The organism is Breoghania sp. L-A4 (genome assembly GCF_003432385.1).
Classification (GTDB): domain Bacteria; phylum Pseudomonadota; class Alphaproteobacteria; order Rhizobiales; family Stappiaceae; genus Breoghania.
In genome coordinates, this window is sequence record NZ_CP031841.1 from 163,679 (window position 1) to 177,370 (window position 13,692).

General features: G+C 65.6%; 16 protein-coding genes. 9 read left to right on the forward strand and 7 right to left on the reverse strand.

Features of this window, described 5'->3' with window-relative positions; genetic code table 11:
* Nucleotides 1-98: 98 nt before the first annotated feature.
* Nucleotides 99-827, forward strand: coding sequence for an acetoacetyl-CoA reductase (phbB, locus tag D1F64_RS00780; protein ID WP_117410859.1), 729 nt, complete (start codon nucleotides 99-101; stop codon nucleotides 825-827).
* A gap of 164 nt (nucleotides 828-991) precedes the next feature.
* On the opposite strand, the gene D1F64_RS00785 is transcribed toward phbB, so the two are convergent.
* A complete protein-coding gene (locus D1F64_RS00785) occupies nucleotides 992-1,381 on the reverse strand; it encodes an MAPEG family protein (protein WP_117410860.1) in 390 nt (129 codons plus the stop codon).
* A 70-nt stretch (nucleotides 1,382-1,451) separates the two neighbouring features.
* Entirely contained in the window at nucleotides 1,452-2,093 is a 642-nt protein-coding gene (locus tag D1F64_RS00790) for a DNA-3-methyladenine glycosylase (protein WP_117410861.1), read from the reverse strand.
* An 89-nt stretch (nucleotides 2,094-2,182) separates the two neighbouring features.
* On the opposite strand from D1F64_RS00790, the gene gluQRS reads away from it, so the two are divergent.
* Nucleotides 2,183-3,061: a tRNA glutamyl-Q(34) synthetase GluQRS gene (gene gluQRS / locus D1F64_RS00795; RefSeq protein WP_117414325.1), complete on the forward strand. Its 879-nt coding sequence runs from the start codon at nucleotides 2,183-2,185 to the stop codon at nucleotides 3,059-3,061.
* 4 nt (nucleotides 3,062-3,065) lie between these two features.
* On the opposite strand, the gene D1F64_RS00800 is transcribed toward gluQRS, so the two are convergent.
* On the reverse strand, nucleotides 3,066-4,025 hold the full coding sequence (locus D1F64_RS00800; protein WP_205470600.1) for an AEC family transporter: 960 nt from the start codon (nucleotides 4,023-4,025) through the stop codon (nucleotides 3,066-3,068).
* 282 nt (nucleotides 4,026-4,307) lie between these two features.
* Between D1F64_RS00800 and D1F64_RS00805 the strand changes: the two genes are divergently transcribed.
* Nucleotides 4,308-5,495 carry an ATP-binding protein gene (locus tag D1F64_RS00805; protein WP_162901216.1) on the forward strand — a complete coding sequence of 396 codons (1,188 nt, stop codon included), beginning with the start codon at nucleotides 4,308-4,310 and terminating at the stop codon, nucleotides 5,493-5,495.
* Nucleotides 5,496-5,504: 9 nt separating this feature from the next.
* On the opposite strand, the gene D1F64_RS00810 is transcribed toward D1F64_RS00805, so the two are convergent.
* Together D1F64_RS00810 and D1F64_RS00815 are read right to left on the reverse strand one after the other, a co-directional pair.
* Nucleotides 5,505-6,158 carry a LysE family translocator gene (locus tag D1F64_RS00810; RefSeq protein WP_205470601.1) on the reverse strand — a complete coding sequence of 218 codons (654 nt, stop codon included), beginning with the start codon at nucleotides 6,156-6,158 and terminating at the stop codon, nucleotides 5,505-5,507.
* Between the two features lie 461 nt (nucleotides 6,159-6,619).
* Nucleotides 6,620-7,219 (reverse strand): 2-hydroxychromene-2-carboxylate isomerase, encoded by a 600-nt coding sequence (locus D1F64_RS00815; RefSeq protein WP_117410863.1) that lies wholly within the window; start codon nucleotides 7,217-7,219, stop codon nucleotides 6,620-6,622.
* Between the two features lie 151 nt (nucleotides 7,220-7,370).
* Here D1F64_RS00815 and D1F64_RS00820 point away from each other — a divergent pair, with 151 nt between their 5' ends.
* Nucleotides 7,371-8,252: a phosphatase PAP2 family protein gene (locus D1F64_RS00820; protein ID WP_117410864.1), complete on the forward strand. Its 882-nt coding sequence runs from the start codon at nucleotides 7,371-7,373 to the stop codon at nucleotides 8,250-8,252.
* Between the two features lie 91 nt (nucleotides 8,253-8,343).
* On the forward strand, nucleotides 8,344-9,522 hold the full coding sequence (locus tag D1F64_RS00825; RefSeq protein ID WP_117410865.1) for an FAD-binding oxidoreductase: 1,179 nt from the start codon (nucleotides 8,344-8,346) through the stop codon (nucleotides 9,520-9,522).
* A gap of 11 nt (nucleotides 9,523-9,533) precedes the next feature.
* Here D1F64_RS00825 and D1F64_RS00830 read toward each other — a convergent pair whose 3' ends face one another.
* Nucleotides 9,534-9,986 carry a host attachment family protein gene (locus D1F64_RS00830; protein WP_117410866.1) on the reverse strand — a complete coding sequence of 151 codons (453 nt, stop codon included), beginning with the start codon at nucleotides 9,984-9,986 and terminating at the stop codon, nucleotides 9,534-9,536.
* A 281-nt stretch (nucleotides 9,987-10,267) separates the two neighbouring features.
* Between D1F64_RS00830 and D1F64_RS00835 the strand changes: the two genes are divergently transcribed.
* Nucleotides 10,268-10,567 (forward strand): 4a-hydroxytetrahydrobiopterin dehydratase, encoded by a 300-nt coding sequence (locus D1F64_RS00835; RefSeq protein WP_117410867.1) that lies wholly within the window; start codon nucleotides 10,268-10,270, stop codon nucleotides 10,565-10,567.
* 21 nt (nucleotides 10,568-10,588) lie between these two features.
* Here D1F64_RS00835 and D1F64_RS00840 read toward each other — a convergent pair whose 3' ends face one another.
* Complete coding sequence (locus D1F64_RS00840) at nucleotides 10,589-10,813, reverse strand: sulfurtransferase TusA family protein (protein WP_117410868.1); 225 nt, start codon at nucleotides 10,811-10,813, stop codon at nucleotides 10,589-10,591.
* A 155-nt stretch (nucleotides 10,814-10,968) separates the two neighbouring features.
* On the opposite strand from D1F64_RS00840, the gene D1F64_RS00845 reads away from it, so the two are divergent.
* From D1F64_RS00845 to D1F64_RS00855, 3 genes are all read left to right on the forward strand, one after another.
* On the forward strand, nucleotides 10,969-11,514 hold the full coding sequence (locus tag D1F64_RS00845; protein ID WP_117410869.1) for a DUF924 family protein: 546 nt from the start codon (nucleotides 10,969-10,971) through the stop codon (nucleotides 11,512-11,514).
* A gap of 336 nt (nucleotides 11,515-11,850) precedes the next feature.
* Nucleotides 11,851-12,189 carry a P-II family nitrogen regulator gene (locus D1F64_RS00850; RefSeq protein ID WP_117410870.1) on the forward strand — a complete coding sequence of 113 codons (339 nt, stop codon included), beginning with the start codon at nucleotides 11,851-11,853 and terminating at the stop codon, nucleotides 12,187-12,189.
* Nucleotides 12,190-12,211: 22 nt separating this feature from the next.
* Nucleotides 12,212-13,558 carry an ammonium transporter gene (locus D1F64_RS00855; RefSeq protein ID WP_117410871.1) on the forward strand — a complete coding sequence of 449 codons (1,347 nt, stop codon included), beginning with the start codon at nucleotides 12,212-12,214 and terminating at the stop codon, nucleotides 13,556-13,558.
* The last annotated feature ends 134 nt before the right edge of the window (nucleotides 13,559-13,692 follow it).

Below are 13,692 nucleotides of genomic sequence, written 5' to 3' on the forward strand. Positions count from 1 at the left end.
AAGATCGCCACACGCTCATTTTTCAAAAACGACACGCGCGCAGCCGTCACACAGAAGCGTTGACCGCGCTGCGCGCACAGACGTCACGGGGAACTATCATGGGATCTGTTGCACTGGTTACCGGCGGCACGCGCGGCATCGGCGAGGCGATCGCGCGCGGACTGAAGGACGCGGGCTACACCGTCGCCGCCACCTATCACGGAAATGACGAGGCGGCGGCCGCCTTCAAGGCGGATACCGGCATCCACGTCTACAAGTGGGACGTGGCGCATCCCGACGAATGCGCCGCCGGCATCGCCAAGGTGGAAGGCGAGCTCGGCCCGGTCGAGGTGCTGGTCAACAACGCCGGCATCACCCGCGACGGCATGTTCCACAAGATGGATTTCGACCAATGGCGGGCGGTGCTGTCGACCAATCTCGACAGCATGTTCACCATGACCCGTCCGGTGATCGAGGGCATGCGGGCGCGCGGATCCGGCCGGATCATCAACATCTCGTCGATCAATGGCCAGAAGGGCCAGATGGGCCAGAGCAACTATTCCGCCGCCAAGGCCGGTGTGATCGGCTTCACCAAGGCCTTGGCGCAGGAAAACGCCTTCAAGGGCATCACGGTGAACGCCATCTGTCCGGGCTACATCAACACCGATATGGTCGCGGTCATGCCGGAGAAGGTGCTGGAGAAGATCGTCGCTGGCATTCCGGTGGGCCGTCTGGGTCACCCGGAAGAGATCGCCGCCACCGTCACCTATCTCGCATCCGACGCCGCCGCCTTCATGACCGGCGCGGTGATGACCATCAACGGCGGCCAGTATATCGCCAACGGTTAAAGCGTATTGGCAAGGCGCCGATCCTTCGAGACGCCCGCTTGCGCGGGCTCCTCAGGATGACGTTATCGTGTTGATGTATCTCGCAACGATCAACACGGCGCGCCTCATCCTGAGGAGGCGCATAAGCGCCGTCTCGAAGGATGGCGCCTTGCTCCGCAAGTGTCTCACCCCAGCAGCGTCGATGCCGCGATCAGCGTGACGGCGAACAGGCCCGCAAGCGACAGCAGCATGCCGCCGGTGCGAAACATCTGGCTCTTGTCCATGAAGGCGAAGCAGAGGCCGTGCGCAGTGCGGCCGAGCCCGAAGGCGATGCCTGTGACCGCCAGCGGCCAGAAGCCCGCGCCCTGCGCCTCCGCGAGAGCCGACAGCACCAGATAGAACGGCGCGTATTCGGCGAGATTGGCGTGCCCGCGGATGGCGCGGCCCAGCTGGGTTACCCCGCCGTCGCCAAACGACACCCTGTGCTTGAAGCGCAGCTGGATGACGCGGGCCGACATGACGAAGAACAAGAGCGCCAGAAGACAGGCGAGCGTCGTGGTGATTGGCAGGCTCATCGGTTTCCTCCCCGCATGAAACGTGGTCCTCGGTTGACATGGGATGGCCGCAAGCCAGAGGCAATGGACTCTAAACGGGCAGTCCGTCGCGCCCCTGCTTCATGACCCGATAATAGGCCCAAAAGAGCCGCGCGGCGATGCCCCGCCACGGCGTCCAGGCTTCGGCGATGGCGTCGAGCGCCTTGGGATCCGGACGGGTCTCGAGCGAAAACGCGTCGCGCACGGCGTTCTGTAGCGCGATGTCGCGCGCGGGAAAGATATCGGGGTGGCCGGCGCAGAACAGCAGAAAGATGTCCGCCGTCCACGGGCCCACGCCGTGGATGGCGCACAGGGTCTTGTGCGCGCTCACCGCGTCCGTTTCCGCCAGCGCCGCCAGATCGAGCCCGTCGCTGAGCGCCGCCGCCACGGCGCGAAGCGCACGGATCTTCGGCTTCGACAGGCCCGCGCCGGCGATCTCCGCGTCCGACAGCGCGTGGATCACATCAGCCTCGAAGGGATCGGCGAGCGCCTCGAGGCGCGAAAAAATCGCGCTGGCGCTGGCCACCGACACCTGCTGGCCGGTGATGATATGCGCCAGGCCGCGAAAATCGGCCGCGCGGCGGCGCAGCGGCAAGGGACCGGCGCGCTCCGCCACGGGCGCCAGGCGTGGATCGAGCGCAAGAAGCTGGTCAAGCCCCGCGCGCACGTCCGCTTCGTTCGCGATCACCGCCATGGCCGCCTCCGCATGGTTGCATGCCCCTGAATGGCATATTTCACGACGCCGCCAAAGCCTGATAGGACAGGGTGTTTCACAAACCGGATATCCCCGTGCGGCCCGTCTTTCGCTTCGCCCCCTCGCCCAACGGCCCTCTGCACCTGGGCCATGCCTATTCGGCGCTGCTCAACGCGGACATGGCGCGCGCCGCGGAAGGACGGCTGCTGCTCCGGCTAGAGGACATCGACGTCACCCGCTGCCGGCCGGATTTCGAGACCGCGATCTACGAGGATCTCGCGTGGCTGGGGCTGGACTGGGAGCAGCCGGTGCGCAGGCAGTCGGAATTTTTCGGCGATTTCACCCGCGCGCTTCAGCTGCTCGACGATGATGCGCTGATTTATCGCTCCTACCCCACACGCGGCGAGATCCGCGCCTTCGTGGAGACGCGAGAGGCGGCGGGCGAGACCTGGCCGCGCGATCCCGATGGCGCGCCGCTGTTTCCCGGTGATGCGGCGATCTTGCCGGAGGCCGAAATCGCCAGACGTCTTAGGGAGGACGCGCCCTACGCCCTGCGGCTCGATATGGCTGGCGCGCTGGCCCGCGTCGGCCGCGATCTCGCATGGAATGAGACCGGCGTGGGGCCGGACGGCGATGCTGGCACGGTTGCGGCGCGGCCGGAGCTCTGGGGCGATGTGGTGCTGGCGCGCAAGGACGTCGCCACCAGCTATCACCTCTCGGTGGTCGTCGACGACGCGCTGCAAGGAATCACCCATGTGGTGCGCGGACGGGATCTGTTTGCCGCCACATCCGTACATCGGGTGCTGCAGGCGCTGCTTGATCTGCCCGCGCCCGTCTACCACCACCACCGGCTGATCCTGGATGCGGACGGCGGCAAACTGTCGAAATCCGCCGGCGCCGCCAGCCTGGCGTCGCTGCGCGCCGACGGCGCCACACCGGGCGACATCCGGCGGATGGTGGGGCTGTAGTCCCTTACATCACGCCCAGAAACTTCATCCACAGGCCGATGGACAGCACGGCGCCGCCGGTCGACAGCGTGATGGTGTTGGACGACAGCGCGTGGCCGGTGCCAAAGCGGGTTGCGAAGAGATAGGCGTTGATGCCGGTCGGACAGGCCGCGGTCAGCGTGGCGACCTGCACCCACAGCGGCGGCAGCTTGAACACATAGAGCGTGAGCAGATAGACGATCACCGGCAGCCCGACGATCTTGAGCGCGGTCATGACGATGGCCGGGGCGAGATTGCCGCGAATGCCGTAGCGTCGCAGGCTCATGCCGAGCGAGAACAGGGCCACGGGAATGGCGGCATTGGCGATCTTGCCGATGGCGTCGGCCGGCAGCCCGGTCAGCGGTAGGCCCGCGGTGCGCCACGCGGCGCCGGCCAGAATGCCGATGACCAGCGGATTGACGAGCAGGTTCCGGGTGATGCCGATCAGCGTCTGGAGAAGCGGCTTGGGCTCCTCGGTGCCGTCGGTCACTGCCGCGCGCTCCATCAAAATGGTGCTGGCGATCGTCATCACCGGCAGATGCACCGACAGGATGACGAACAGCGGCACCAGCCCGGTATCGCCGAAGGTGGCTGAGACCACCGGAATGCCGACCAGCACCGTGTTGGCGAAGCCCGCGGAAATGCCGCCGATCACCCCGTAACGCGCCTCGCGGCGAAATATTCGCCGGCTGAGAAGGGTCGCGGTTGCCCAGATGATCGCCACGCCCGAAAAATAGGCGGCCCACAGCGCCCAAGGCGAGGCGCCGTCGAAGGAGGCGGTGGCCAGCGTGCGGAACACCAGAAGCGGGATCGCGATGACGTAGACGAACTGGCCGAGCGCGTCGCCGACCGATTCGTTCAGGAGCTTCGTTACCGCCGCGCCGAAGCCGAAGACGATCAGCGCGAAGATCGGCAGGACGACGGCGACGATGTCATAGGAAATCATGGAACTACCGGGAACGGCGTAGTGGTCTGTGGCGGGCGCGCCGTGACAGGATCCATCGGCGCGGCCCGGCCGCAGGCGGGAGACGTTCAACCTAGAGCGGTTTTCTTTCAAAGGAAAGAATCGCCGCCGTGCCTTCCGAAAGCCGCGGCGGCAATGGCGCGCGCCGCACGCAATGTGTCCGGTCGCGAATTGACCCGCCCCGCGCGGCTGTGTCATTGCTGGGAAAAGCAATGCTTCGCGTCGCCGCTTCGCGACCATGTGCACACCCGGAACCCTCTTCCCATGAGCGATGCGCCGCACGGCACTTCGGACTCCAACGGCCAGCCACAACCGGCGGCACCCGGCGAAGCCGGACAGCCCGACACGGCGCTGGCGCTGGCGGTCATCGTGCATGACATCCGCACGCCGCTGGGCGCGATCTCCGCGACCGCCGATCTGCTGGCCGCCGGGCCGCTCAACCCGATTCAAACGCGCTATGTGGACACGCTGCGTCAGGCGGCGGCTGCGTTGAACGATCTGGCCGGCGAGTTGCTGGAGGAGGCGGGCGAGGTGTCGCCGGAACCCCGCTCGCCGATGGTCTGGAACCCGCGCGAGTTCCTCACCAGCATCGGCGCGATGTTCTCGGCGCAGGCGCACGCCAAGAACGTGCGCTTCGAGACCGATATTGCCGATGCGCTGGGCTTTCCCGCCGAGGGCGATCCCAACGCGGTGCGCCGGATCCTGTCAAACCTGCTCGACAATGCGATCAAGTTCACGAAGCACGGCGCGGTGCGTCTTTCGGCGGCGCTGACCAACGACGGCCGGTCGATCGAGATTCGCGTCAGCGACGAAGGCCCGGGAATTGCGCCGGACGAGCTGGCGGAGTTGTTCACGCCCTATACGCAGGGCGCGTCGGGCATGAACCTGCAACGCGGCTCAGGTCTTGGGCTGTGGATCTCGAAGACGCTGGCGACACGTCTGCAGGGCACGCTGGATGTCTCCAGCACGCCCGGGCAAGGCACCTGCTTCAGCTTGCGCATCCCCTGCCCGCGCCTGCGCGGCGGCGTCGCGGATGTCGCGGACACGGATGCGGCGAAGCAACAGGTGGTCCGCAAGGGCTTGCCCCTGGGGCTCAACGTGCTGGTGGTGGACGACAACGCCATCAACCGGCTGCTGATCACCACCTTTCTTGAATCCTTCGGCATGCGCTTTTACGCCGTGACCAGCGGGCCAGAGGCGATCGACGCCATCGCGCAGCAGCCGTTCGACGCGGTGATCATGGACTTGCAGATGCCGGATATGGACGGCATCGAGACGGCTGCCCTGATGCGTGAGAGCGAGAGCCGGCTGCCGATCATCGCCCTGACCGCGGGTATGCGCCCTACGGACACCAAGAGACTGCGCAAGGCGGATTTCTGCGCCACGTTGGGCAAACCCTTCGCGCCCGCTGACCTGCTGCAGGCGCTGACCAAGGCAGCCGCGTGCGAATAGGGCGGCGCGCTATTTGGCGGCGGCGGTGACGATGCGCAGCGCGAACGCGCCCATCAGCCCGGCAAACAGCCAGTCGACGGTCTTCATGACCTTCGGAGAGCGCTTGAGGGCGGAGGAAAACCGCTCGGCGGTGAGAATCATCGCGGCGCCCGCCGGGATCGACAGGGCGATGAAATAGAACCCCAGAAACACCAGCTTGCCGCGTGCGCCCGGGTCGCCCGAGCTGACGAACTGCGGCAGGAAGGTCACGAAGAACAGCACGATTTTCGGGTTGAGCAGATTGATCGCGACGCCCTGCAGCCAGACGCGGGCGATGCCGCGCCTCGGCTCGGGCTTCATGTCCAGCGACAGCGCAGAGCCCTTGCGCACCGATTGCACCGCCAGCCAGACCAGATACAGTGCGCCGGCGACTTTCACCGCCAGGAAGGCCGTCTCGGATGCCGCCAGCAGGGCGGACAGGCCGTAGGCGGCCAGAAGCGTGTGCACGATGATTCCGGAGGTGGCGCCGAACATGGCGGCGAAGCCCGCGGCCCTGCCCTGCGTCAGCGCCTTGCCAACGGTGAGCGTCATGTCCGGTCCGGGCGTGACGATGAGAAGGGCCGCCGCCAGGGTGAAGGCGGCCAGAACCGTGATTTGCGGAATGAAACTGATGTCGGACAGCATGATCGCTCACCAAGAAACGTCGGTGCGCCGAACATACAACACTTTGCGTGTCCGGATCACCAGCAATCTGCGGGGCCGGAGTTCACGAAGCGGCACTGTGCACCGCATCGCGTGTTAGTCTCGGGTCGACACGAGCGGCACGCAGGGTGGATCACCCGGGCTTCGCCGGGTGATGACGGCGGAGGAAGGGGTGGTTTCGACGGCTCGGTTCGAGTGTTTCTGGTCCCGCGCGCTCCCCTTCCTCATGACCCGCCGTCCGCTCCACGTCTTTGCCCGGCGAAGTCCGGGCAATCCAATCCCGTTCTCCAAATGCTCCGGGTTCAATGTTGCATCAGGTCGATGCGCGTCTGGTTCAACTGCGCGATGCGCCGAGCCTTCATCGCGCAGGACCATGCCCTGATCGGTTTCTCGCGACGGAGACGGGAGATGGATGTGATCACGAACGCTCGTCGCCTGCCCGCTTAAGCCCGCGTCAGCTGCCAGTCGAAGGCGTCGTCCATGCGGTCGTTACCCCAGAACAGTTCGCCGTCGCTGGTCACAAAACTGGGGGCGCCGTAAAGGCCGATGCGGTCCGCCTCGCGCCCCTGATCCTTGAGCGCTTCCTTCATCACCGGTTCGCGCGTCTCGGCCAGCAGCTCGTCGGCGTCCAGGCCGAGTTCCGTCAGGATGCCGGCAAGCAGATCGGGCTGCGAAATGTCCTTGCCCTCGCCGAATTCCGCATGAAACACCGCGCGGGTGAAGGCGCCGGTCCAGCCGAAATCCTTGCCCAGAAGCGCGAGCCGCGCCGCGGTCAGGCCGTTTTGCGGAAAAACGTCCGGGCGAACCAGCGGCAGGCCGTATTTGTCGCAGGAGCGCTCAAGGTCCCGCCACATGTTCATGCCCTTGGCGGGAAACAGGTTGAACGGAGAATCCGTCCAGCCCTGGCGCGCGAAGATGGGGCCGAGCAGGAAGGGCTCCCAGGTGATCCCGACACCGCGGCGGGTGGCCTCGGCCTCGACGCGCATGGCGGTCAGGTAGCTGTAGGAGGAGGCAAAATCGTACCAGAAGCCGACGGTGGTCATGACGGATACACCTTGTATCGAATGATTGTACCACAGGCGTTTTGTTCATATGGATAGGGCGAGAAACGCAAAGCCAGCGTGCCGCACGCGGTCCATCCGCATGGCGCGTCCCGGGCGCAAGCCCTGGTCACTTCGTGAGAAGCATCCATCCATGAACGCGGACAAGCACAGCGCGCAGACGATAGTGTTTTTGCGCAAGCTCCGATATGCGGGAATTCGACTAGCGGCGCGCGTCCGGTTGCTCGCGCGCCGCGCCGTGCATGCGCCGGTCGTTTCCTGCCTGGTGGCGATCACCGTGACAAGCGCCATTTTCCTCGCATTCCCCGGGCTCGATCTGTGGTTTTCCGGCTTGTTTTATGACAGTGATTCGGGATTCTGGGCCGCGCGCACGCCGGAACTCGTTCGCCTGCGTGCATTGGGACCGACGTTCGTCTGGCTGATTGGCGGGATCTCGGCATTGATCCTGGTTGTCCGCGCGGCTTGGCCGGATCGCCCGCCGCTGGTTGGCCTGCGCGCGCCGGTCTTCCTGCTGACCACCCTGGCGCTGGGTCCCGGGCTGCTGGTCAACGGCATCCTCAAGAGCTATTCCGGCCGGCCGCGGCCGCGCTACGTCGAGATGTTCGGCGGCGATCTGCCCTATGTTCCGGTATGGCGCTTCACCGATTACTGCGCCGACAACTGCTCGTTCGTCTCCGGCGAGGGCGCGTCGGGCCTGTGGTTTCTGGCGCTGGCGCTGGTGGTGCCGCGCGCCTGGCGCATTCCCACCGCTCTCGCCGCCGGCCTGCTGGGTTTCGCGGTGTCGCTTAACCGGGTGGCCTTCGGCGGGCATTTCCTGTCCGATAGCCTGCTGTCGTGGTGTCTGACGGGGCTGGTCGTGCTGCTGGCGCACCGGCTTTTCTACCGCGACACTCCGCGTTTTCTCACCGACGACGCGCTGGACCGGACGCTGGCCCGTTTCGGCTGGTGGCTGCGCGAGACGGCCGATCATTTGCGCAGGCGCATTCGCGAGGCGATCCGCGCCCGCCGCTCCTGAGCGCGCCGTCCTGCCCCGTTCCGCATCGCCGCGACTTGCTTTGCCAAGCGCATGATCTACCGTCGGCTTCAATTAGGTTCGGAACCCGCGCATGCCCACTCAGAATTTCGACGTCGTCATTGTCGGCGGAGCCGTGGTCGGGCTGTCCACCGCCTATTTCCTGACACAGCAGCCGGGGTTTTCTGGCTCCATCGCGGTGATCGAGAAGGATCCCGCCTACCGCCGGGCGGCGACCACATTGTCCGCCGCCTCCATCCGCCAGCAGTTCTCCACGGCGGAAAACATCCGTCTGTCACTGTTCGGGCTCGAGTTTCTGCGCACGCTCAAGAGCCGTTTTGGGCCGGACGCCGACGTCGGCCTCATCGAGGGCGGCTATCTGATGCTCGCCGGCGCGGCGGGCTATCCCGTGCTGGCGGCAAGTCACGCGCTGCAGATCGCCGAGGGCGCGGATATCGCGCTGATGCCGCCGGACGCGCTCAAGCAGCGGTTTCCGTGGATCAACACAGACGGGCTGGCGGCGGGCTGTTTCGGCCGTTCGGGCGAGGGCTGGTTCGACGCGCATCTGCTGCTGGGCTGCCTGAAGAGCGCATGCAGGGCCGCGGGCGTGACGCTGATCACCGACGCGGTGACGGGGATCGATACACGCGGCGGGTCGGTCGCGGGCGTCGGGCTTGCGTCCGGGGCGCTGCTTGGCTGCGGTGCGCTGGTCAATGCGGCGGGGCCAGGCGCGGGCGATGTGGCGGCGCTCGCCGGCATCGCACTGCCCGTGGAGCCGCGCAAGCGCTGCGTCTTCACCTTCCAGTGCCGCGAGGAACTGCCGCGCCTGCCGTTGATGGTCGATGTCAGCGGCGTCTATGTGCGCCCGGAAGGCGCGGGCTACATCTGCGGCGTCTCTCCGGCGCCGGAGGCCGACGCGCGCGCGGACGCGGATGATTTCGATGTGGACTGGCCGCTGTTCGACGAGATCATCTGGCCGGCGCTGGCCGAACGCGCGCCGGCGTTCGAGGCGATCAAGCCGGGCCCGGCCTGGGCGGGCCATTACGACTACAACCGCCTCGACCAGAACGCGGTGATCGGCACGCATCCCGAGATGACGAATTTTCTCTTCGCCAACGGATTTTCCGGCCACGGCTTGCAGCAGGCGCCGGCCGCCGGGCGCGCCGTGGCCGAACTGATCACGCTGGGGCGCTTCGACACCCTCGATCTGTCGGTCTTCGGATACGAGCGGGTGCGGGACAACCGCCCCGCGCCCGAGCGCTGCGTGATCTGACGCGAAACGCTTCAGTCGTGCGCGGTGAGGATCTTCTCGATATCCGCGACCGAGTGCTTGGTCAGCGTCTTGTCGAATTCCGCGGTGACCTTTGAGGAGACCTCGCTGTGCAGCGCCTTGCGCAGGGCGCCGAGCACCACCGGCGGGGCGACCAGGACCAGATGCTTGAACTCGTTCCTGTGCGCCGCCTTGTAGAGTGCGTCGGCCAGGGTTTTCGCGAAGCGCTCCTTTTCCAGCACGTGCCAGTCGGTGTTCTCCATCGAGCTGGAATGCGGGCTCGGCCCGTCGCTCATCCGCCCCGGCGCGTCGGCCGCCTGCTCGCGGTTGGCGGGGTTGTCGTGCTCCAGCACGCGGATCACCTTGAGATTGGGGTAAAGTCCGTCGCCTTCATTGCGGAAGAACAGGGCCTTCTCCCCGTCCCCAACCAATACCCACGCGTCATGTGCGATCCGAATTCCGCTCATTGAAGGCTACTCCTCAGTGTTCATTCCGATGATCGGGCGCGCCGGGTTGTCGGCCCCGCACGGCCCGGCGACCGGCCCCATCAGAACGCGGGAGACGGCCGCGCGCCTTGATCTGGATCGGGTCGCGGCGATTCGCGGGGCGCCCCATCCATGCCCCGGCCGGGGCGGCGCTGGTCCCAGTGAATGCCTGTTCCGTGGCGAGAATTGGATGGCGGGCGCGGAAAGTGATGCGGGGATGCTATCGTTGCGCGGAATGTGGGCAAACAGGAGGATACGGTGCAATGAGCGAGAAAGCCGCGACGCTGAATGAGGCCGGGCGCGCCGAGGCCTTGGCCGCACTCGACGGCTGGTCGATGGCCGAGGGCCGCGACGCCATCACCAAGACCTTCATGTTCAATTCGTTCAGCGAAGCGTTCGGCTGGATGGCGCGGGCGGCGCTGATGGCGGAGAAGACCAATCACCACCCGGAGTGGTTCAATGTCTACAACCGGGTCGAGGTTACCCTGTCGACCCATGACGCGGGCGGGCTGACAGCCAAGGACATCCGGCTGGCCAAGGCGATGGACGCATACACGCGTTAGCCTGTGGCGGTCCGCGGCGCTTTACGATGCCTTCTCGATGGTGAACCGCAGGATCTCGCCGCCGTCGGCCGAGACCGTCTCGGTGGCGACAAGCCGGTGCCCGTGCTCGGCGCAGAAATGCGGGATGTCGATGCGCGCCATCGGATCGGTGACCTCGACGAGCACGCGGGCTCCCGCCGCCATCGGTTTCATCGCCTTGGCGGTCTTGAGCACCGGCAGCGGGCAGATCAGGCCGCGCAGGTCCAGGAGCGTCGGGTCGGGGCGGGCTTGTGCATGCGATGGTCCACGTTTGCGGCACGGCCGAGGGGTGGCCGGGCGCGGGAATTGTCTCGCCCCGCCTTCCTGCCTATGTCAGCTTGGCAGCGAATATGTCAACCTGTCGCCACACCAAAGGAAGTCCGATGCAGCATCCCGATCCTCTCGACATTCTCGATTTCTGGTGGCGGGCGGGACCTGCCAAATGGTTCGCGCGTTCGGACGAGTTTGACGCGGACCTGCGGGCGCGGTTTCTCGACAGCCATGAGCGGGCGGCCGCGGGAGACCTCGACGGCTGGGCGGAGACGCCGCACGGCATGCTGGCGCTGATCCTCCACCTCGACCAGTTGCCCCGCAACCTGTTCCGCGAGGATTCACGCGCCTTCGCCATGGACGCCAGGGCGCTGGATCTGGCGGCGCTGTCGCTCGAGCGTGGCTTTCATCGCGCCTTCCCTTCGGTGGCGCGCGCCTTCTTCTTCCTGCCCTTCGAACACGCGGAAGACATGGCCGCGCAGGAGCGTTCGGTCGACCTGTTCCGCCAGAACGGCGAGCAGGAAACGTATTTCTATGCGCTGGTGCACATGGATGTGATCCGCAGGTTTGGACGTTTTCCGCATAGAAACAAGGTTTTGGGCCGCACGACGACGGCCGCCGAGCAGGCGTTCCTGGATTCGGGCGGGTTTGGCGCCTGACGGCCTGCCATTGCACGAATGCACAATTTTTAATCAGGCGTGCGCAGGCAATCTGCACAGTATCTGATCAAAACGCAGGCTTTGCCTGTTTTTCAATCAGCGCCTCGAGGCCGGTCTTCGAGAACGGCAATTTACACTTTTTAAATCAATAGCTTGTGGCAAAACAAGGAGTGCCCCGCGGCGCTCCTTTCGGTGTTTTATTCGGTGTTGGCACGGACCTTGATAGGGATGGGCAAGTCGCAGCCGGAAATCGGGCCCGCCCGATCATCCTGCATGCGTCGCGGCTGGGGCGGCGACGTGATCCGGCGGCTCACAAGAAGGATACGGGAACCGAACATGAAAATTGTCATGGCCATTATCAAGCCGTTCAAACTCGACGAGGTGCGCGACGCCCTCACGGGGATCGGCGTCCAGGGTCTCACCGTTACCGAGGTAAAGGGTTACGGCCGCCAGAAAGGTCACACCGAGATCTACCGGGGTACGGAATACGCCGTCAGCTTCCTTCCGAAACTGAAGATCGAGGTGGCGGTCGCCACCGACACGGTCGACAAGGTCGTGGAAGCCATCAGCATCGCTGCGAAAACCGGTCAGATCGGCGACGGCAAGATCTTCGTCTACTCGATCGATCAGGTCGTCCGCATCCGCACCGGCGAAACCGACGCCGAAGCGCTCTAAGTGCCAATCGAGGGCTAATTTTATGAAAAAATCCACACTTATTGGCGGTCTGTCTCTGACCGCGCTTGGCATCATCGCCGCCGCGTCTCCGGCGCTGGCGCAAGATGCCACCGAAGCGGCGGCGCCGGAATTCGCGAAAGCGGCCGACACTGCCTACATCTTCAACACGCTGCTGTTCCTGATCGGCGGCTTCCTGGTCATGTGGATGGCGGCCGGCTTCGCCATGCTCGAGGCGGGCCTGGTGCGTTCCAAGAACGTGTCCATGCAGTGCCTGAAGAACATCGCCCTGTATTCCATTGCCGGCCTGATGTTCTGGATCACCGGCTACAACCTCATGTACACCGGCGTTGACGGCGGCTTCATGGGCTCGTTCGGCCCCTATTCCTTCGATGCGGTGGGCGGCGACTCGCTGGACACCGGTTATTCGACGGCGTCGGACTGGTACTTCCAGATGGTGTTCTGCGCCACCACCGCCTCGATCGTCTCCGGCACCCTGGCCGAGCGCATCAAGCTGTGGCCCTTCCTGATCTTCACCGTCGTCCTGACCGGCTTCATCTACCCGATCACGGGTTCGTGGGAGTGGGGCACGGGCTGGCTCGACGTCATGGGCTTCTCCGACTTCGCAGGCTCCACGCTGGTGCATTCGGTCGGCGGCTGGGCGGCTCTCTCCGGCGCTCTGATCCTCGGCGCCCGCAAGGGCAAGTACGGCCCCGGCGGCCAGGTGACCCCGTTCCCGGGCTCCTCCATGCCGCTGGCAACCCTGGGCACCTTCATCCTGTGGCTCGGCTGGTTTGGCTTCAACGGCGCCTCGCAGCTCGCCATGGGCACCATCGGTGACGTCACCGACGTCTCCCGCATCTTCGCCAACACCAACATGGCGGCTGCCGCCGGCGTTGTCGTGGCGATGATCCTGACGCAGATCCTTTACAAGAAGGTCGACGTCACGATGGCGCTCAACGGCGCGCTCGCCGGTCTGGTCTCCATCACCGCCGAGCCGCTGGCTCCCTCCGTCCTGCAGGCGGTCATCATCGGCGGCGTGGGCGGCGCAATCGTGGTCTTCGCGGTCCCGATGCTCGACAAGCTGAAGATCGACGACGTCGTCGGCGCCATCCCCGTCCACCTTCTGGCGGGCATCTGGGGCACCTTCATCGTGGCCTGGTCCAATTCGGACGCCAGCTACACGGTGCAGCTGACCGGCATCGTCGCCATCGGCGCCTTCACGATGATCGCCTCCGGCATCGTGTGGTTCATCCTGAAGGCCACCATCGGCATCCGGGTGAGCGAAGAGGAAGAAGCGCTGGGTCTCGACAAGGTCGAAATCGGCGTGGAAGCCTACCCCGAGTTTGGACAGGGCAGCCAGCGCGTCTGACCCTTCCAACCCTGAATGCAGGCCGGATCCTCCCCCGGCCGAAGACTGGCCCGGGCCTTGCGCCCGGGCCTTTTTCGTTTGGGCCGCGAGTGGTCTGGAACTTGCCTGTCAGACGCCACTCCGTCGTGAAAGGC

Bases quoted from the DNA above. Each gene is read 5' to 3' on its own strand.
- D1F64_RS00820 (WP_117410864.1), top strand. From the start codon at position 7,371: ATGAACGCGGACAAGCACAGCGCGCAGACGATAGTGTTTTTGCGCAAG.
- D1F64_RS00785 (WP_117410860.1), bottom strand. From the start codon at position 1,381: ATGAGCCTGCCAATCACCACGACGCTCGCCTGTCTTCTGGCGCTCTTG.
- D1F64_RS00825 (WP_117410865.1), top strand. From the start codon at position 8,344: ATGCCCACTCAGAATTTCGACGTCGTCATTGTCGGCGGAGCCGTGGTC.
- phbB (WP_117410859.1), top strand. From the start codon at position 99: ATGGGATCTGTTGCACTGGTTACCGGCGGCACGCGCGGCATCGGCGAG.
- D1F64_RS00800 (WP_205470600.1), bottom strand. From the start codon at position 4,025: ATGATTTCCTATGACATCGTCGCCGTCGTCCTGCCGATCTTCGCGCTG.
- D1F64_RS00845 (WP_117410869.1), top strand. From the start codon at position 10,969: ATGCAGCATCCCGATCCTCTCGACATTCTCGATTTCTGGTGGCGGGCG.
- D1F64_RS00835 (WP_117410867.1), top strand. From the start codon at position 10,268: ATGAGCGAGAAAGCCGCGACGCTGAATGAGGCCGGGCGCGCCGAGGCC.
- D1F64_RS00805 (WP_162901216.1), top strand. From the start codon at position 4,308: ATGAGCGATGCGCCGCACGGCACTTCGGACTCCAACGGCCAGCCACAA.
- D1F64_RS00830 (WP_117410866.1), bottom strand. From the start codon at position 9,986: ATGAGCGGAATTCGGATCGCACATGACGCGTGGGTATTGGTTGGGGAC.
- D1F64_RS00815 (WP_117410863.1), bottom strand. From the start codon at position 7,219: ATGACCACCGTCGGCTTCTGGTACGATTTTGCCTCCTCCTACAGCTAC.
- D1F64_RS00850 (WP_117410870.1), top strand. From the start codon at position 11,851: ATGAAAATTGTCATGGCCATTATCAAGCCGTTCAAACTCGACGAGGTG.
- D1F64_RS00855 (WP_117410871.1), top strand. From the start codon at position 12,212: ATGAAAAAATCCACACTTATTGGCGGTCTGTCTCTGACCGCGCTTGGC.
- D1F64_RS00810 (WP_205470601.1), bottom strand. From the start codon at position 6,158: ATGCTGTCCGACATCAGTTTCATTCCGCAAATCACGGTTCTGGCCGCC.
- D1F64_RS00790 (WP_117410861.1), bottom strand. From the start codon at position 2,093: ATGGCGGTGATCGCGAACGAAGCGGACGTGCGCGCGGGGCTTGACCAG.